The organism is Tardiphaga sp. (assembly GCF_025356345.1).
Classification (GTDB): domain Bacteria; phylum Pseudomonadota; class Alphaproteobacteria; order Rhizobiales; family Xanthobacteraceae; genus Tardiphaga.
This window is the reverse complement of record NZ_JANXTC010000401.1, coordinates 1-18119: the sequence shown is the minus strand read 5'-3', so window position 1 is coordinate 18119 and position 18119 is coordinate 1. Positions and strand designations below refer to the sequence as shown.

At 63.5% G+C, this 18119-nt stretch carries 17 protein-coding genes; 10 read left to right on the top strand and 7 right to left on the bottom strand.

Annotation, left to right across the window (positions count from 1 at the left end):
* Window positions 1–1482, bottom strand: a 1482-nt coding sequence (locus Q0S16_RS24635; RefSeq protein WP_295854578.1) for an ABC transporter substrate-binding protein, incomplete at its 3' end; no start/stop codon positions are given.
* 217 nt (window positions 1483–1699) lie between these two features.
* On the opposite strand from Q0S16_RS24635, the gene Q0S16_RS24630 reads away from it, so the two are divergent.
* From Q0S16_RS24630 to Q0S16_RS24600, 7 genes are all read left to right on the top strand, one after another.
* The gene (locus Q0S16_RS24630) at window positions 1700–3367 is read left to right on the top strand and encodes an ABC transporter substrate-binding protein (protein WP_295854575.1); all 1668 of its coding nucleotides are present in this window, start codon (window positions 1700–1702) and stop codon (window positions 3365–3367) included.
* Between the two features lie 192 nt (window positions 3368–3559).
* Window positions 3560–4513: an ABC transporter permease gene (locus tag Q0S16_RS24625; RefSeq protein WP_295854571.1), complete on the top strand. Its 954-nt coding sequence runs from the start codon at window positions 3560–3562 to the stop codon at window positions 4511–4513.
* 19 nt (window positions 4514–4532) lie between these two features.
* Entirely contained in the window at window positions 4533–5420 is an 888-nt protein-coding gene (locus Q0S16_RS24620) for an ABC transporter permease (RefSeq protein WP_295854569.1), read from the top strand.
* A 4-nt stretch (window positions 5421–5424) separates the two neighbouring features.
* Window positions 5425–6492: an oligopeptide/dipeptide ABC transporter ATP-binding protein gene (locus Q0S16_RS24615; RefSeq protein ID WP_295854567.1), complete on the top strand. Its 1068-nt coding sequence runs from the start codon at window positions 5425–5427 to the stop codon at window positions 6490–6492.
* Window positions 6489–6686 carry a hypothetical protein gene (locus Q0S16_RS24610; RefSeq protein ID WP_295854566.1) on the top strand — a complete coding sequence of 66 codons (198 nt, stop codon included), beginning with the start codon at window positions 6489–6491 and terminating at the stop codon, window positions 6684–6686. Before Q0S16_RS24615 ends, Q0S16_RS24610 begins: the two co-directional genes overlap by 4 nt.
* Window positions 6683–8098 (top strand): amidase, encoded by a 1416-nt coding sequence (locus Q0S16_RS24605; protein ID WP_295854563.1) that lies wholly within the window; start codon window positions 6683–6685, stop codon window positions 8096–8098. The genes Q0S16_RS24610 and Q0S16_RS24605 overlap by 4 nt, the downstream gene beginning before the upstream one ends.
* Window positions 8095–9072 carry an ABC transporter ATP-binding protein gene (locus Q0S16_RS24600; protein ID WP_295854561.1) on the top strand — a complete coding sequence of 326 codons (978 nt, stop codon included), beginning with the start codon at window positions 8095–8097 and terminating at the stop codon, window positions 9070–9072. Before Q0S16_RS24605 ends, Q0S16_RS24600 begins: the two co-directional genes overlap by 4 nt.
* A gap of 35 nt (window positions 9073–9107) precedes the next feature.
* Here Q0S16_RS24600 and Q0S16_RS24595 read toward each other — a convergent pair whose 3' ends face one another.
* The 4 genes from Q0S16_RS24595 to Q0S16_RS24580 all read right to left on the bottom strand — a co-directional run bounded on the left by Q0S16_RS24595 (window position 9108) and on the right by Q0S16_RS24580 (window position 12944).
* Window positions 9108–9590, bottom strand: a complete 483-nt coding sequence (locus Q0S16_RS24595) for a CinA family protein (protein WP_295854558.1) — start codon at window positions 9588–9590, stop codon at window positions 9108–9110.
* Window positions 9587–10471, bottom strand: a complete 885-nt coding sequence (locus tag Q0S16_RS24590) for a hypothetical protein (RefSeq protein ID WP_295854557.1) — start codon at window positions 10469–10471, stop codon at window positions 9587–9589. The genes Q0S16_RS24595 and Q0S16_RS24590 overlap by 4 nt, the downstream gene beginning before the upstream one ends.
* 118 nt (window positions 10472–10589) lie before the next feature.
* Window positions 10590–11903 carry an MFS transporter gene (locus Q0S16_RS24585; RefSeq protein ID WP_295854555.1) on the bottom strand — a complete coding sequence of 438 codons (1314 nt, stop codon included), beginning with the start codon at window positions 11901–11903 and terminating at the stop codon, window positions 10590–10592.
* A 114-nt stretch (window positions 11904–12017) separates the two neighbouring features.
* The gene (locus Q0S16_RS24580; RefSeq protein ID WP_295854552.1) at window positions 12018–12944 is read right to left on the bottom strand and encodes a transcriptional regulator GcvA; all 927 of its coding nucleotides are present in this window, start codon (window positions 12942–12944) and stop codon (window positions 12018–12020) included.
* 115 nt (window positions 12945–13059) lie between these two features.
* On the opposite strand from Q0S16_RS24580, the gene Q0S16_RS24575 reads away from it, so the two are divergent.
* Window positions 13060–13263 carry a DUF1127 domain-containing protein gene (locus Q0S16_RS24575; protein WP_295854548.1) on the top strand — a complete coding sequence of 68 codons (204 nt, stop codon included), beginning with the start codon at window positions 13060–13062 and terminating at the stop codon, window positions 13261–13263.
* Between the two features lie 80 nt (window positions 13264–13343).
* On the top strand, window positions 13344–13904 hold the full coding sequence (locus Q0S16_RS24570; RefSeq protein WP_295854546.1) for a GNAT family N-acetyltransferase: 561 nt from the start codon (window positions 13344–13346) through the stop codon (window positions 13902–13904).
* Window positions 13905–13911: 7 nt separating this feature from the next.
* On the opposite strand, the gene Q0S16_RS24565 is transcribed toward Q0S16_RS24570, so the two are convergent.
* On the bottom strand, window positions 13912–14613 hold the full coding sequence (locus Q0S16_RS24565) for an SDR family NAD(P)-dependent oxidoreductase (RefSeq protein WP_295854542.1): 702 nt from the start codon (window positions 14611–14613) through the stop codon (window positions 13912–13914).
* A 93-nt stretch (window positions 14614–14706) separates the two neighbouring features.
* Here Q0S16_RS24565 and Q0S16_RS24560 point away from each other — a divergent pair, with 93 nt between their 5' ends.
* Window positions 14707–16494: an acyl-CoA dehydrogenase family protein gene (locus tag Q0S16_RS24560; protein WP_295854539.1), complete on the top strand. Its 1788-nt coding sequence runs from the start codon at window positions 14707–14709 to the stop codon at window positions 16492–16494.
* 81 nt (window positions 16495–16575) lie between these two features.
* On the opposite strand, the gene Q0S16_RS24555 is transcribed toward Q0S16_RS24560, so the two are convergent.
* Entirely contained in the window at window positions 16576–18042 is a 1467-nt protein-coding gene (locus tag Q0S16_RS24555) for an amidase (protein ID WP_295854536.1), read from the bottom strand.
* Between the last annotated feature and the right edge of the window lie 77 nt (window positions 18043–18119).

Here is an 18119-nt window from a genome sequence, read left to right as displayed (position 1 = left end):
GTCATCGACGATCAGAGTATCGGCCTGAGCGATGAGATCGTCCTGTTTCTTTTCGTCGAAGGTCTGCTTGGCTTCGTCGATCAACGCATCGACCTTCGGATTCTTGTAGCCGCCCCAGTTGACGCCGACCGGCGCGACCTGGCGCGAGTCGAAGAAGCGGACGATGGCGTAAAGCGGGTCGGAGGTGACGTAAGCGATGTTGTTGGCGGTGATGCCCTTCATGCTGTCATCGGCCGCGCCTTTGCGCCAGGCGGTGTAGAGAACTTCGAGCTCGACCACCTTGAATTCGACCTCGACGCCGATTTCCTTGAAGCTCTGCTGCAGGAATTCGTTCATCGGCAGCGACAGCATCTGGCCCGTGCCGCCATTGGCGATGATGAAGGTCGCCTTCAGCGGCTTGTCCGGGCCGTAGCCGGCTTCCTTGACCAGTTTCTTGGCTTCGGCGAGATCGTATTTGATCTTGAACGTCGGCTTGCCGAACCACGGGGAGGACGGATCGACCTGGCCGATCGCCGGCTTGGCAAGACCGTTCATCAGGCCGACCACGGCGTCGCGGTCGATGGCCAGGTTGAGGGCCTTGCGCAGCCGGACGTCGGTCCAGGGCGAGCCCGGCAGCACGCTGAGATGATAATTCCAGACATGCGGCGTGACGTTGTCGACGATCTTCATGCCCGCCGACTTGAGCTGTGGCACGGCGTCCGGCGCGGGCGTCTCGATCAGGTCGACCTGGCCGGCCAGCAGCGCGTTGGTGCGGGTCAGGGCTTCCGGCATCGGCACCAGCACCAGCCTGTCGACTTTCGCAATCCGCTTCTTGTCCCAGTAATCAGGGTTCTTGCTGAGCTCGGCGAGTTCGCGCGGCACCAGTTTGGTCAATTTGAACGGGCCGGTGCCGGAGGGGGCGGCTGCGAACTTGTCCCAGTCCTTGCCGACCTTCTCGTACTGTGCCGGGCTGGAGACCAGGAACCAGAGCATCTGGTACGGAAAGAAGGAGTCGACGGTCTTGGTGGTGATCTCGACGGTTGAATCGTCGATCTTGGCGTAGCTCGCGACCGAGGGCAGGCGGGTCTTGACCTGCGCGCTCTGGCGTTTGTCGAAATGCGGTGCCTTCTCGTTCAGCACCTTGTCGAGATTCCAGATCACCGCGTCGGCATTGAAGTCGCTGCCATCATGGAATTTGACGCCCTGGCGCAAATTGAAGCGCCACTTGGTCTTGTCGGCGGCATCGACCTTCCATTCGGTGGCGAGGCCGGGGATCAGCTTGCCGGGACGATCCGACACGTCCATCTCCCATGCCACCAGCGGATCGTAGATCGTATAGCCGGTGAACTGGTAGGCGCCGGCGCCGCGGTCGGGCTGACCGGTGGTCAGCGGAATGTCCGCCATCGAGATACCGTAGCGCACAACCGATTCGGCTTGCGCCGGCGCGGTGGCGCCTAAAACGGCAGCGATGGCCGCAACAATGATCGAATTCCGAACGCGCATGAACCAGGCTCCATTGGGGCGGGTAAGAGTCGCGTATTACTTGCAAGGCCGGTGCCACAATCGGCATTCGCTGCCTCGTTGCGTATCCCATGGACACGGTGCCGCGTGTCGAGTCACCGGACCCTGGAAATGTCGACGCTGGCACGGGCGTTGCATAAGAATTAGCCAGCAGGTTAGGCTGAGACGCCGAGCCATCCATTCAATAGGACTGACATTGATGCGTATCGAGAAGCCGAAAAAGAGCCGTCTTGCGATGGCGATTGCGATGTTGAGCGTGGCGACAGCGCTCACCCTGCCGCAGATCGCCGGCGCCGAGACGGTGCTGCGCATCGGTATGACGGCGGCGGATATTCCACGTACGCTGGGTCAGCCCGATCAGGGTTTTGAAGGCAATCGCTTTACCGGCGTGACGATGTATGACGGCTTGACGATGTGGGACCTGTCATCCGCAACCAAGGCGAGCGTCGTGATTCCCGGTCTCGCTACCGAGTGGAAGGTCGATGATTCCGACAAGAAGAAATGGACCTTCAAGCTGCGTCCCGGCGTCACCTTTCACGATGGCTCGGCCTTCAATGCCGACGCCGTGGTGTGGAACGTCGAGAAGGTGCTGAAGCAGGATGCTTTGCAATTCGATGCCAGCCAGGTCGGCGTCACCGCGTCACGCATGCCGACGCTGGTGTCGGCGAAGAAGATCGACGATATGACCGTCGAGCTGATGACCAAGGAGCCGGATTCGTTCCTGCCGATCAATCTCACCAATCTCTATATGGCGAGCCCGACCAAGTGGCAGTCATTCTTCGACAAGGCCGAGGGCGCCGACGCCAAGGCGAAGTCGCAGGCGGCCTGGGCGGCGTTCGCCCGCGAGCCAGCCGGCACCGGTCCGTGGAAGATGTCGAAATTCACCCCGCGCGAGCGGCTCGAACTGGCGAAGAACGATAATTACTGGGACAAGGCCCGCGTCCCCCATGTCGACAAGCTGCTGCTGCTGCCGATGCCGGAAGCCAATGCCCGCACCGCGGCGCTGCTGTCCGGCCAGGTCGACTGGATCGAGGCGCCGGCGCCCGATGCCGTCAAGGAAATCAACGCGCGCGGCTTCAAGATTGAGAAGAACGAGCAGCCGCATGTCTGGCCGTGGCAGTTCTCCCGCGTCGAGGGCTCGCCGTGGAATGATATCCGTGTCCGCAAGGCCGCCAATCTCTGCATCGACCGCGAAGGGCTGAAGGACGGTCTGATGGCCGGCCTGATGGTGCCGGCGACCGGTACCTTCGAGCCCGGCCATCCGTGGCGCGGCAAGCCGACTTTCGAGATCAAGTATGATCTCGCAGGCGCGCAGAAGCTGATGAAGGAAGCCGGCTTCGGCCCGACCAAGAAGCTCGAAGTGAAAGTGCAGACCTCGGCATCGGGCTCCGGCCAGATGCTGCCGCTGCCGATGAACGAATACATGCAGCAGGCGCTGGCGGAGTGCTATTTCGACGTCAAGCTCGACGTCATCGAATGGAACACGCTGTTCACCAACTGGCGTCGCGGCGCCAAGGATCCCTCTGCGAACGGCTCCAACGCCACCAACGTGACCTATGCGGCGATGGACCCGTTCTTCGCACTGGTGCGCTTTCTGCAGTCGTCGATGGCGCCGCCGGTGTCCAACAACTGGGGCTTCATCAACAATCCGAAGTTCGACGAGTTGGTGACCAAGGCCCGCACCACCTTCGACGCCTCGGCACGTGATGAAGCGCTGGCCGAGCTGAACGCTGCCTCGATCGACGATGCCGCATTCCTCTACGTCGCCCACGACGTCGGTCCGCGCGCGCTGAGCCCGAAGATCAAGGGCTTCGTGCAGCCGAAGAGCTGGTTTGTCGATTTTTCACCGGTATCGATCGCGCCGTAAGCTGAGCAAAGCGCGTTTCTTCCCGCTCCCCTTGTCGGAGAGGGTGGCTTCGCGAAGCGAAGACGGGTGAGGAGTAATGCCGCGCCCGGCAGCTACCCCTCATCCGTCACGGCCTTCGGCCGTGTCACCTTTTCCCACAAGGGGAGAAGGAAGATAGAGCCCGCGGGTTCTGCTCTGAATCGAAGGTGACCTTTGTTCGTCTATATCGTGCGACGTATCGTCTATGTGATCCCGATTGTCGTCAGCGTGGCGCTGGTGTGCTTCCTATTGGTGCACATCACCCCCGGCGATCCCCTGGTCGCGATTCTCCCTGCCGACGCCTCGCAGGAGCTGGCTGCGCAGCTGCGCATCGCCTATGGCTTTGATCGTCCATTGCCGGTGCAGTTCGGCCTGTGGCTGTGGCGCGCGCTGCATGGCGACCTCGGCAATTCCATCGCCACCGGCCGCCCGGTACTCGCCGAAGTGCTGCGCGCGGTCGGCAACACCGTGACGCTGGCGATTGCCGCCGCGGCGATCGGCTTCTCGCTTGGCCTGTTCTTCGGCCTGATCGCCGGCTATTTTCGCGATACCTGGGTCGACAAGGTGGCAACCTCGATCGCCATCGCCGGCGTCTCGGTGCCGCATTATTGGCTCGGCATGGTACTGGTCATCATCTTCTCGGTGCAGCTCAACTGGCTGCCCGCCGTCGGCGCCGGTCCCGGCGGCTCCGGCTCCTGGGCGTGGGACTGGGAGCACATCCGATATTTGGTGCTGCCGGCGATCACGACCTCGGTGATTCCGATGGGCATCGTCACCCGCACCGTGCGCGCGCTGACCGGCGACATCCTCTCGCAGGACTTTGTCGAAGCCTTGCGCGCAAAAGGCCTGCGCGAAACAAAGGTGTTTCGCCACGTTATCAAGAACGCCGCGCCGACGGCGCTGGCGGTGATGGGCCTGCAGCTGGGCTATATGCTCGGCGGCTCGATCCTGATCGAGACCGTGTTCTCCTGGCCGGGCTCCGGGCTGCTGCTGAATTCCGCCATCTTCCAGCGCGACCTGCCACTGCTGCAGGGTACCATCCTGGTGCTGGCGCTGTTCTTCGTGTTCCTCAATCTCCTGGTCGATATCGCGCAAGCCTCGATCGATCCGCGCATCAAGCGGAGCTGACCATGCTGGACAAAACCTCATGACCGCGATGACAGACACCGCGCTGCAAGCCGCGCCCGCCAGCGCCGCGCGCGGCTATTGGGCCACCGTGGGACGCCGCATCGTCCGCGATAAGGTCAGCATGGCCTGTGCGTTCATTTTGCTGCTGATCCTGCTGGGCGCGCTGTTCGCACCCTGGCTCGGACTTGCCGATCCGTATCAGGGTTCGATGATTCGAAGGTTGCGCCACATCGGCACGCCGAACTATCCGCTCGGCACCGACGAACTCGGCCGCGACATGCTGGCGCGGCTGATCTATGGCGGAAGGCTGTCGCTGCTGATCGGCATCCTGCCGGTGATTCTGGCCTTCATCATCGGGACCTCGCTCGGTCTCGTCGCCGGCTACAATGGCGGCAAGGTCAACACCGCCATCATGCGCACCATCGATATTTTCTACGCCTTCCCGTCGGTGCTGCTGGCAATCGCGATCTCCGGTGCGCTCGGCGCCGGCATCGTCAACTCGATCGTCTCGCTCACGGTAGTATTCGTGCCGCAGATCACCCGCGTCGCCGAAAGCGTCACCACCGGTGTGCGCAACATGGATTTCGTCGAGGCCGCGCGCGCTTCCGGTGCCGACGCCTTCACCATCATGCGCGTGCACATGCTGGGCAATGTGCTTGGCACCATCTTCGTCTACGCCACCGGGCTGATCTCGGTGTCGATGATCCTGGCCGCCGGCCTTTCATTCCTTGGTCTCGGGACCAAGCCGCCGGAGCCGGAATGGGGCCTGATGCTGAACACGCTGCGCACCGCGATCTACGTCAACCCCTGGGTCGCGGCACTCCCGGGCGCGATGATCTTCGCGGTCTCGATCTGTTTCAACCTGGTGAGTGATGGCATGCGCAGCGCCATGGACATCCGGAACTGATGTCATGACCGAAAACATTGAACCCATCGACATGCTCGAACCGCTCCCCGACGTCGGCGGCGTCGCCCAGCCGCTGCTTCGGGTGGACGGCCTCACCAAGCACTTTCCGGTGCGAGGCGGACTGTTCGCCAAGAGCAAGACCGTGCGTGCCGTCGATAACGTATCGTTCGCCATCGCCAAGGGCGAGACCGTCGGCATCGTCGGCGAATCCGGCTGCGGCAAGTCCACCACCGCGCGCTTGCTGATGCATCTGATGGAACGCAATTCCGGCGACATCATTTATGATGGCCGCGCCGTTGGCCGCGAATTGAGTTTGCGTGAATTGCGCCGCGGCATGCAGATGGTGTTTCAGGACAGCTACGCCTCGCTCAATCCGCGGCTGACCATCGAGGAGTCGATCGCTTTCGGTCCCAAGATTCACGGCATGGCGGAAAACGCCTCCCGGGCGCTGGCGCGCGAACTGCTCGGCAAGGTTGGATTGCGGCCGGAGAATTTCGCCAACCGCTACCCGCACGAAATCTCTGGTGGCCAGAGGCAGCGCGTCAACATCGCGCGCGCGCTGGCACTGTCGCCACGCCTTGTCATTCTCGATGAAGCCGTCTCGGCGCTGGACAAATCGGTCGAGGCGCAGGTGCTGAACCTGCTGGTCGATCTGAAGCGCGAATTCGGCCTGACCTATCTGTTCATCAGCCACGACCTCAACGTCGTCCGTTACATCTCCGACCGCGTGCTGGTGATGTATCTTGGCGAAGTCGTCGAGCTCGGCCCGGTCGACGATGTCTGGGACACGCCGGCGCATCCCTATACGCGTGCATTGCTGGCGGCGATGCCGTCGTCCGATCCCGATAACCGCACACAGGTGCCGCCGATCACCGGCGATCCGCCGAACCCGATCGATCCGCCGTCGGGCTGCCGATTCCACACCCGATGTCCGTTCGTCGAGGCGGTGTGTTCCGGCAACAGCCCGAAGCTGACGCAGGTCGACGCCGCCGGCCACCAAGTCGCCTGCTATATGTTCATTCCCGGCGCCGCGCACAGTAAAGCCCCCGCCACAGGAGCCATTGTTTCATGACCATTCCCACCGCCAGGCAGATCAAGGCCATCACCGAGATCGGCGGGCTCGCCATTGCCGACGATGTCGCCGAGCGCATCGCCCATGCCATCGGCCCCGCCTATGAAGGCTTTGCCGCCATCGCCGGCACGCTGCCGATGGATCTCGAACCGGCGACCTTCCTTGTCGTGCAGAATATGGATGTCGCGAAATGAGCGTTACCGAACCCGCATTGCTGACGCTGACCGAAATAGCCGAGGCCATCGCGCAGAAGAAGATCTCGTCGCGCGAAGCCACGCAGTCCTGCCTCGACCGTACCGCCAAATGGCAGCCGAGCCTGAACGCCTATATGTCGATCGAGGCGAATGCCGCGCTGGCCGCGGCCGACCTGGCGGATGCGGCGCTGGCCAAGGGCGAAAGCCGCGGCGTCCTGCACGGCGTGCCGATGGCGCACAAGGACATGTATTACGACGAAGGCCATGTGGTCACCTGCGGCTCGCATATCCGTCGCGACTGGGTCGCGACCACCACGTCGACCGCGCTGCGGCGCCTCAAGGACGCCGGCACCGTGCGCCTCGGCTCGCTGCAGATGGTCGAATTCGCCTATGGTCCGACCGGGCATAATGCGCATTTCGGCGCGGTGCACAATCCATGGCACGTCGATCATGTCACAGGTGGTTCGTCGTCCGGCTCCGGTTCGGCGGTCGCGGCTAGGCTCACCTTCGCAGCGCTCGGTTCCGACACCGGCGGCTCGATCCGGCTGCCGGCGCATTTTTGCGGCGTAACCGGGCTGAAGACCACGCTTGGCCTGATCAGTCGGGCCGGGGCGATGCCGCTGTCGCAATCGCTCGACACCGTCGGGCCGCTGGCGCGCAGCGTCGAGGATTGCGCGCTGCTCACCGGCCTGATGGCCGGCGCGGATCCGCTTGATGCGGTCACCAGCACCCGCGCGGTGCCGGACTACATGGCGGCGACGCGGGCCTTCGCCACAGGCATGACCGTCGGCATTCCGAAATCGTTCTATATCGATGACCTCGACGCCGACACCGCCGCAATCCTGCAGGACACCATCGCAACGTTGAAGCGCGAAGGAATCAAAATCGTCGAGGTCGACCTGCCTGACCAGCGCCAGATCAGCGCGGCGTGCCAGCTGATGATCGCCACCGAGGCCGCTGCTATCCACAAGCGCTGGATGATCGAACGGCCGCAGGATTACGGCCCGCAGATCCTGGCGCGATTCCAGAACGGCTTCGCCGTGTCCGGCGTGTCCTATCTGGAATCGCTGCGCTGGCGCGGCCCGGCGCTGGCGGCCTGGCTTGCCGCGGTCACTGGAACGGACGCGGTGCTGGCGCCGGTATCGCCGTCGGCGGCACCGACCATCGCCGAGAGCGACGTCGGCGCAGCGCCTGGCGCGGAGGCCATGATCCAGCGGCTGACTCGCTTTACCCGTCCGGTCAATTATCTCGGTCTGCCGTCGCTCTCGATCCCCGCCGGATTTAGTATCAACAAACTCCCAATCGGTATGCAGCTGATCGGCCGGTCGTTCGAGGAAGCGAGCCTGCTGACTATCGGCGCCGCGTTTCAGCGCGCGACCGATTTCCATAACAAGTGTCCGGAGCTGGCATGAGCAACCTGGTCGAGGTTCGCAATCTCAATATCAAGTTCTCCGGCGAGCGCACCGTCCATGCGGTGAACGATCTCAGCCTGACGCTCGGCGAGGGCGAGGTGCTCGGCCTGCTCGGGGAGTCCGGCTCCGGCAAGAGCGTGACGTTGCGCGCGTTGATGCGGCTGCTGCCGAAAAAGCGTACGCAAATCACCGGTACGGTGAATGTGCTCGGCCGGGATGTGCTGGCGCTTAATGACGACGAGCTGTCGGCGTTCCGCGGACAGACCGTATCGATGATCTTCCAGGAGCCGGCGCTGGCGCTGGATCCGGTCTACACGATCGGCCAGCAGATCGCCGAAAGCGTGATGCGCCACGAGGGCAAGAGCCAGACCGACGCCACCAAGCGCGCGCTGGAGATGCTGGAAGTGGTCCGCATTCCCTCCGCCAAACGTCGTCTCGATGCCTATCCGCACGAAATGTCCGGCGGCATGCGGCAGCGCGCGATGATCGCGCTGGCGCTGGCCTGCAAGCCGAAAATCCTGCTCGCCGACGAGCCGACCACGGCACTCGACGCCACGGTACAGATCCAGATCCTGCTGCTGTTGCGCGAGTTGCAGCGCGAATTCGGAATGTCGATCATCTTCGTGACGCATGATATCGGCGTGGCGATCGAGATCTGCGACCGCGTCGCGGTAATGTATGCCGGTCAGATCGTCGAGCAGGGCACGCTGAGCCAGATCGTGCGCTCCGCGGTGCATCCCTATCCGCGTGGGTTGCTGGCTTCCACCGTCCACGGCGCCAAGCGCGGCGCGCGGCTGGAGACCATTCCCGGCACGCCGCCATCGCTCGACAAGGCGCCGGTCAATTGCTCGTTCGCCCCGCGCTGCGGCTTCGCCCAACCGCGCTGCGTCGAGGCGCCGCCGCCGAACGTGCAGATGGCCGGCAATCGCATGGCGCGCTGCATTCTGGCGGAGCCGGCGGCGGTCGCGGTTTAGACTCGCAATGACGGCGGATGGAGCTGCGTTTCAGATCAATTTGACAAATTCTTCAGCAGAAATGTCAGCGCGGTATGCGCGAAGGCATGCATGTTGCCGAGACGGTCGCGGCTTCCGGTCTCGATCGTCATGACCTCGTTGCGCGGGCCCGCGACGGCGATGCAGCTGTGGCCGGCGGCGTCGCCATAGCTGTTGCCGGTGGGGCCGGTGGCGCCGGTTTCCGACAGCGCCCAGTCACAGCCGAAGCGCTCGCGGATCCGCTTTGCCAGCAATTCCGCATAGGGCTCGGAGGCCGAGCGGATGCCCTTCATGTCGTCATTATGGATGTCCGCCAGGATACGGCGGGCATCACGGGTGTAAACCACCGCGCCGCCGAGATAATAGGCCGAGGCGCCGGGTACTGCCAGCAACGCCGCCGAGATCAATCCGCCAGTGGAGGATTCCGACACGGCGATTTTCTGTTTGCGGGCGGTCAGTTCGAGCGCGATCTTCTCCGCCAGCGGCAACAGTTCTTTCATGATTTTGCGTCCGGTTTGTCGGTGAGCGAGTGATAGACCACGCGGACAAAGTTCTTGCTAGCCTGTTCACTCGGGGCCCAGGTCGTGTCGAGTTCGGCGTACGGCTTCGCTGCAAGCGCTTCGTCCTCGCTCTTGCCGTCCATCACCGGTTTCGCCATGCGGTCACGCGCGGTGACCAACATGGTGCGATGCCCGGTCAGCGCCGCTTTGTCGCCGAGCGTGCCATGTCCGGGCACGAACCTGATCTTGTCATTGGCGAGCTTCAGATAGGCAGCGGTCGCGGCGATCATGCCCTTGATATTGCCGCCATTGAGCACATCGATATTGGGGTAACGCCTGTTGGTGAAGGTGTCGCCGTCGGTATGGGCATGTTCGACATGCCGCAGTTCGGCGATGCGATCCTTCAGGTCGAGCTTGAACTGGTGCGTGTAGGTCAGGGTGGGCAGCGCTTCCTTCGATGCGGGCGGATTTTCCACGCCTGTAAGGAAGTTCCTGGTGCCGGCGGCCAGCCGGGTCTTGACCTTGATACTGGCGATAACAGTGCTGCCGTTCTTGGCAAACGGCGTGTTACCTCCGGTGTGGTCGCCACGAAAAAGAATGTTGACCAGATATTTGACTGGCTGCGGCGACACCGCGGCGATCGCCGCCGTGATCTTGTCGTACAGCGGCGCGAATTTGCCATCGACCAGAATGATGCCATTACGGGCGGCGGCCACGGTCATGTTGCCGCCTTGGCCTTCCAGCACGTGGGTGCGGTCGCCGAACTCCATTGTCTTGATCTCGACCTTGGAGAAATCCGGCGCGTACGTCGGCTGCTGGGCGAAAGCGGGCGATGCCAGGGCCATCCATGTCGCAATGGCGGTCAGTGTCTTGCGCTGCATGACGAACTCCGTGCCGGACAATTTTGTCTTTTAGCATGCTTCGCCCGCCGGTCCGTTGCCGAACGCGTGAACGCGCACGGCAAATCTGCCGCGCGCCTTCCCTGTTCCGTGAGCCCCGCTAGGCTGACACGGCCTCGCGGGTCACGATCGCCTGGCCGCCACGATAGATCGCGAAGGTCGCGATCAGGCCGCTGGCGGCGGCGAACATCAGCCAGAAGCCGGGCGAGGCGCGATCGCCGGTGTGTTCGATCAGCCACGTCGACGCCAACGGCGTGAAAGTGCCGAACAACGCCGCCGCGAGCGCATAGGCCAGCGAGAAGCAGGTGGTGCGGACGTGCGCCGGCACGATTTCGGTGAGGGCCACGACCATCGCGCCATTGTAGATGCCGTAGAAGAAGGACAGCAACAGCTCGACCGCCACCATCTTGCCGAACGACGGCGCATCGACCAGCCACAGCAGCAGCGGATAGGCCGTCAGCAGTGACAGCGCAGCGCTGGTCAGCAGTACCGGCTTGCGGCCGATGCGGTCGCTCAGGGCGCCGCCGACCGGCAACCAGAAGAAATTGCTCATCGCCACCAGCACCGTGACGATCAGCGCGTCGCTGTTGCTGAGTTTCAGCACGGTCTTGCCGAAGGTCGGCGTGTAGACGGTGACGAAATAGAACGTCACGGTGGTCATGGCCACCAGCATCATGCCCCAGAAAATGATCCGCCAGTTCACCGCCGCGGAAGCAAACACTTCCTTCGGCGAGGGGTGCTTCGTCATGGCAAGGAAGGCCGGAGTCTCTTCCAGGGTGCGGCGCAGCAGGAAGATGAAAGGCACGATGGCGCAGCCAATGAAGAACGGAATGCGCCAGCCCCAGGTCGTGATGGCGTCAGCCGGCAGCATCTCGCTGAGCACGTAGCCGATCACCGCGGCGGCGAAGATCGCGACCTGCTGGCTGGCCGACTGGAACGAGGTGTAGAAGCCCTTTTTGCCCGGCTTGGAGATTTCGAACAAATAGACCGACACCCCGCCCAGTTCGACGCCGGCGGAAAAGCCCTGCAGCAGCCGGCCGACCAGCACGATCAGCGGCGCGGCGATCCCGATCGAGGCATAGGTCGGGCAGACCGCGATGGTGACGGTGCCGATCGCCATGATCGCCAGCGTCACGATCAGGCCCTTGCGACGACCGATGCGGTCGATATAGGCGCCGAGGAAAATCGCGCCAACCGGACGCATCAGGGCGCCAAGCCAGAAGGTGGTGAAGGTCAGCAGCAGAGCGTTGGTGTCATTGCCGGCCGGAAAGAATGCCTTGGAGATCGCAGTGGCATAGAAGCCGAATAGGAAGAAGTCGAACTGTTCGAGAAAATTGCCTGACGTGGAGCGCAGGATGGCGCCGAGCCTGGATTTGAGCTCCGGCGGTTGCGAGGTGGTGGCTGACGATATCATTAATTTCTTCCCATTGCGGTGCCCCGGCGCGTCTCTATGCGCGGTGCGACAGCCTGTTTTATTGGATCTGCGACAATCTGCCACGGCCAGGCGGCCGGGCCAAATGAAAACCCGTTATTTGCTGGGGAGTTTGTTCGCAATCAGGCCCTGGTTGGGCACTGACGCCAGCAACCAGCTTCTGAAGGCGGCCAGCTTGGGGAGGTCGGCGGCGTTTTCCGGCGCGACCAGATAGAAGCCGGCATCGGCCGGCAGGCTGATCTCGAATGGCACAATCAGGCGGCCCTGCGCGAGATCGGCTTCTACATAGGTGGTGCGGCCGACCGCGACGCCGAAGCCGTCGATCGCGGCCTGCAGCGTCATGAAGATCATGTCAAAGCTCAGGCCGCGGTGCGTTGCCAACTCGGTAGGCAGCCCGGCCGCGATGAGCCAGAGCCGCCAGTCATCGTCATAGCCGGCGCTGGTGTGCAGCAAGGTGTGATGAGCCAGATCCGCCGGCATGCGCAGTGGCTTGTCGCCGCGCAGCAGGGCCGGGCTGCACACCGGAAACAGGTGATCGGCCGTCAGCCAGTCGGCACGCAGCCCTGCCCAGCGACCGCGGCCATAGCGGATGGCCGCATCGACGTCGCCGTCCTTGAAATCGACCATGGCGGTGGAGGTGGTAATGCGGACGTCAATCTTCGGATGTGCCTTCTGAAATGCCGTTAGCCTCGGCAGCAGCCATTTCGCGGCCAGGGAGGCCAGCGTGCTGATGGTCAGGACGTTGTCACTGTCGTGGCGCCGCAGCCGGTCGGTGGCTAGCCGCAGGTCGTTGAACGCCGCCCGGATGCCTGGCAGATAGTCCCGCGCCTGCGGCGTCAGCGCCAGTGCCCGGTTCTGCCGTACGAATAGCCGGATGCCGAGCTCCTGCTCCAGCCGCTTGATCTGGTGGCTGATCGCGGTTTGCGTGACGTTCAGTTCGGCCGCTGCCAGCGTGAAGCTGAGATGGCGCGCCGCCGCTTCGAATGCACGCAAGCCGTTCAGCGAGGGAAGCCGCGCGCTCATCGGTTTTTCAGCCATTTTTGCATGAATTTAACTCATGCAAGCAGGTGCGACATGTCGTTTGCGGAGGGTAAAAAATGCATCAATGCTATGAATTACTTTATCAAGGGAGGCAAAAATGTCCACCTTTACCCATCAGATGATGACGTTTCATCATGTACCAAGTGTCTTGGTAGGCTTCCTTGGCACGTTGCGGCTGTGGCGGCACCGAATTGAGCAGCGCCGGGAACTGCTGCAGTGGAGCGACCGCGACATCCGCGATGCCGGGTGCTCCGTCGGTGAAGTGCTGAGCGAGGCCCGCAAACCGTTCTGGCTGGCATGAAATTGCTACGGATATCGACCTGAGCGACTGTGATGCAAACTCCCCATCTCGATTGTGTCGGCCGATGTCCGGATCGGCTTATGATGCGCGACGGGGCTGGGGTCATGGTGCGATTGGCTAGCGTCGCGGACGCCGTCGCGCTGCAATCCTGTTTTCGCGACCTCTCAATCAGCTCGCGCTATAACCGGCTGATGGGGGCCGCCAGCGAGTTGCCCGCGGAGCAGTCGCAAAAAATCATCCATTCGGGTCGTGGCGTAACCTCGGTGTTGGCTGTCACGCAGGTCGATGGTTGCGAGCAAATCGTCGGGGAGGCCCGCTATGCCTTCGATCAGGACGGCTGGCGGGTGGAGCTTGGCCTGTCGATCGACGATCGGCCGCAGCGATGGGAGCTGGGTGCCGCATTGCTGTCGAATCTCGAAGGCCGCGCCGCCGCGCTCGGCGCCGCGCAACTGTTTGGCGATACGCTGCGCAGTAACTACGCCATGCTGGCGGTCGCGCGGAAGGCCGGCTTTGCTCTCGCGGCGACGCCGGGCGATTGGAAGCAGGTGCGGTTTGAGAAGCGGATCGACGCCATGCCGCAAGCGCTTCCGGGTGCGAGCTTGCGGATGGCGGGCCGGGGCGAAGTCGCCATGGCGCATTGAAGCTGTTCTAAAATCGTTCCACCCACGGCCGGATTTCCAGCTCCGAGCTCCAGGCGTTGCGCGGTTGCTGCAGCACGTTCCAGTAGTTGATGGCGATGGCGTCGGGATCGAGCATCGAGTCCGGATGATCGGCAGGCTCCGCGCGGACCAAGCTGCGGATACCGCCGTCGATCACGAAATGCGCGATGTGGATGCCCTGTGGCGCGAACTCCCGCGCCAGCGATTGCGCCAAGCCGCGCAGCGCGAACTTGCCCATCGCGAACGGTGCCGACTGCGCAAAACCCTTGATGCTGGCGGAGGCGCCGGTGAACAGGATGGCGCCGTGCCGATTTGGCAGCATCAGCTGTAGCGCCTGCTGCGCTACTAAAAATCCTCCGAACGCACTGACGGCGATCGACCGCGCGACATCGGCGGGCACCAGCTCGGTGAAGGATCCCCGGGCGCGTTGGCTGGCGTTGTAGACCACCACATCGGGCACGCCGACTTCGCCCGAAACTTCACCGAACAATTTAGCGACATCGTCCGCATTGGTCGCATCACAGGTGAACGCCTTCGCCGGGATTTCTCGGCACAGCGCATCGAGCTTGCGGATATTGCGCGCGGCCAGAGCGACGCGGATGTTCTGCTTTGCCAGCAGCCGCGCCAGCGAGGCGCTGATGCCTTCGCCGGCGCCGACGATCAGCGCTGTTTTGTACTGCGGAATATCCATCGGTAAAGTTCTCCGGGGCGGGGCACTTTATTCATTGGCGCCAGGGGCGCATGATGCACATGGAAACGTATCCGGCATAAACAAGAGGTCGTCATGAACGCCCAAATCAAAATCGATGATAAAATCGCAACTGGTTCCTCGGCAAGCATGATAGCGCCCGATACGTCGGGCATGAATTTCTATCGCGCCGATCCGGCGCTGGCCGATCTGCTGCGCATCCATCTGCCGGAAGATCTGTTCAACCATATCGCGCCACATCTGGATCGGCTTGGCGCGCTGGTCGGCGGGCCGCTCGACGAGGCCGGCCGTATGGCTGACCGTCACGTGCCGGTGCTGCACCAGCGCGATCGGTTTGGCCGCGATGCGCAGCGGATCGAATATCACCCTGCCTATCGTGAGCTGGAGCGCGCCGCGTTCGGCGAGTTCGGCATTCACGCGATGTCGCATCGTGCCGGAATTCTCGGCTGGCCTTCGACCTATCCGGTAGCCGCTAAACACGCCTTCACCTTCCTGTTCAACCAGGCCGAATTCGGCATGGGGTGTCCGATCAACGTTACTGACGGCGCCGCGAAATTGCTGTCGAGGTTCGGCGATGACGCGCTGCAGGAAAAGTATCTCGATGGATTGACGCAGACCGACATCAGCAGGCTGACGCAAGGTGGCCAGTTCATGACGGAGAAGGAGGGCGGCTCCGACGTTGGCACGCTCACCACCACCGCCGTGCCGGAAGGCGATCACTGGCGACTTACCGGTGAAAAGTGGTTCTGCTCCAATGCCGACGCCGAGATCGTGATGCTGTTGGCGCGGCCCGAGGGCGCGGAGGGTGGCACCCGCGGCGTCGGTCTGTTCCTGATGCCGCGCCGGCTGGATGACGGGTCGATGAACCACTACCGGATCATCCGGCTGAAGGACAAGCTTGGCACCCGCTCCATGGCTTCCGGCGAGATCAGGCTCGAAGGTGCGATCGCCTATGCGGTCGGCCGGCTCGACCGCGGCTTCGTACAGATGGCGGAAATGGTGAATTCGAGCCGGCTGTCCAACGGCGTCAAATCGACCTCGCTGATGCGTCGCGCCTATCATGACGCGATGGCGGTGGCGCGCGGTCGGGTGGTGTTCGGACAGCGCATCATCGACATGCCGCTGGCGCGGCGGCAGTTGCTGAAAATCATGCTGCCAACCGAACAGGCGCTATCGATGAGTTTCCTTACAGCGGACGCGCTGGACCGCGCCGAGGCCGGCAGCCAGGACGCCGCCGCTTTGTTGCGGATTCTAACGCCGACGCTGAAATTCCGTGCCACCCGCGATGCGCGAAAAGTCTGCGGCGACGCGATGGAGATGCGCGGCGGCATTGGCTACATCGAGGAATTTGCTACCGCGCGGTTGCTGCGCGATGCCCATCTCGGCTCGATCTGGGAGGGCACCGGCAACATTGTCGCGCTAGACGCGCTGAAACGCGCGATCGGGCGTCACGGCGCCGAGGCGGCGCTATCGGCCGATCTTCACGCGCGGCTCGACGATAGCGCCAGCGTGCCGCAGGCCTGGCGCGACCGGCTGCATGGCCTTGTCGATCGCGCCATTGGCTTTGCCCGTGAGGTCGCAGCCCATGCTGACAACGAGGCTGACGCGCGGCGGGCGACCAGTTCGCTGTATCACGTCGCCAGCGCGGTGACGCTGGCCTGGGAGGCGCACCGCATTCATGCCCGGCGCGGCGATGCAAGGCGGCTGTTGCTGTCGCGACTGGTGATCGAGCATCGCCTGATGACGCCGGACCCTTTCGCGGTGATCGAGAACGTGACGCAGCGCACGATCGCGGAATATTTGCTGAGCGAGCGCGATGTAAGCATGGCGGAGGCGGGAAGGCTGGTGCTGGCGCAATCGTAGCCCGCATAAGCGAAGCGACATGCGGGGGGCGTGCTTCAGCGTGGCCGGTCCCGCATATCGCTCCGCTCATGCGGGCTACGTTCAGTATCCCGTGGGCGCGACAAAGCCGCCAAATTCGCGTTCGATAAGTCCGGCTAGCTTTATGGGCGTGCGGTCCTCCAGCCAGGGACCGAGGATCTGCAGCCCGATAGGCAGGCCTTGCTTCGACATCGCGACCGGGATCGCCGTTGCGGGCAGGCCGGGCAGGGTGGCGATGCCGGGCCAGACCAACTGGTCGACATAGGGGACGCCAACGCCGTCGATTTCGAGAATCCGCTTGTTCTGGTCCGGCTCGTGATCCTGCGGATAGGCCGGAGTCGGCATCACCGGACAGATCACCGCGTCAAAATTCTTGAACAATTCGCGCCATTGCGCGCGCAGCCGGTTGCGGCCGGCGTCGGCGGTCAGCCAGTCGCGATGGCTGAGCACGGCGCCGCGCAGGCGTTCAGCGGCCAGGCTGATGTCGCTGGGATCGAGCTTCGCCGCCCGCGCCTGGTTGGCCGCATAGGCGTCGGGCGTCGCCGCGGCCTCGATCAGCGCGATCAGCATCCGCATGTACAGCCGCGCGCCATCGGCAAGATCAGGCAGCAGCGGACTGGCGCGCGCGATGGAGACGCCGGCGCGCGTCAGATTGGCAGTCATCGTTTCGACCGCCTCGCGCACGCTGGCGGCGATCGGGATCAGCGGATGGGCGTCGAGGATCAGAACGCGAAACTCCTTCAGCGCCGAGTGCCGCGCCGGCGGCAGCGCCAGCTGATAACCAATGCCTTCATGCCAGGGATCGGGACCGGCGATGACGTCCAGCGTCAGCGCCAGATCCGCGGCGCAGCGCGCCATCGGCCCGATCACCGACAGGTCGCGGGTCGAGGGCAGCGGCGGAAACGGCGGCGGCGTGTGGCCGCGCATCGCCACCAGGCTGAAAGTCGGCTTATGGGCATAGACGCCGCAATAATGCCCGGGCACGCGCAGCGAGCCGCCGATGTCGGAGCCGAGTGACAGTGCGCCGTAACCGGCCGCCAGCGCTGCCGATGAGCCGCCGGAGGAGCCGCCCGGCGTACGGCCGAGATCAAACGGGTTGTTGGTGGTGCCGTAGATGTCGTTATAGCTCTGCCAGTCGCCCAGCCCGAGCGGAACGTTTGTCTTGCCGAGGATCACGCCGCCGGCGTCTTTCACGCGCGTAATGGCGAGCGCATCCTCCTGCGCAATGAAGTCCTTCTGTGCCGGAAATCCCCATGTGGTCGGCAGGCCGGCCATGTTGAAGGATTCCTTCACCGTCATCGGAATGCCGAGCAGCGGTCTGGCTTCGCCGCGCCCCAGCGCGGCATCGGCGGCCCGGGCGGCATCAAGGCCGCGCTCGAAATCGCGCACGCAGACGGCATTGACCTTTGCGTCGTGCTTTTCGATCTGGGCGATGGTCTGCTCGGCCAGTTCGACAGCAGAAACCTGCCTGGCCTTGAGCGCTGCCGACATCTCGGTGGCGGTGGCGAACACGGAAGTCGATGCGGTCAAATGCGGGCTCCTGCGGCCGAAAGAGGTAACAGGAGCATGCTCAGTTTCGCCGCAGGCCGCAAGCCGCCGGCCGGTTA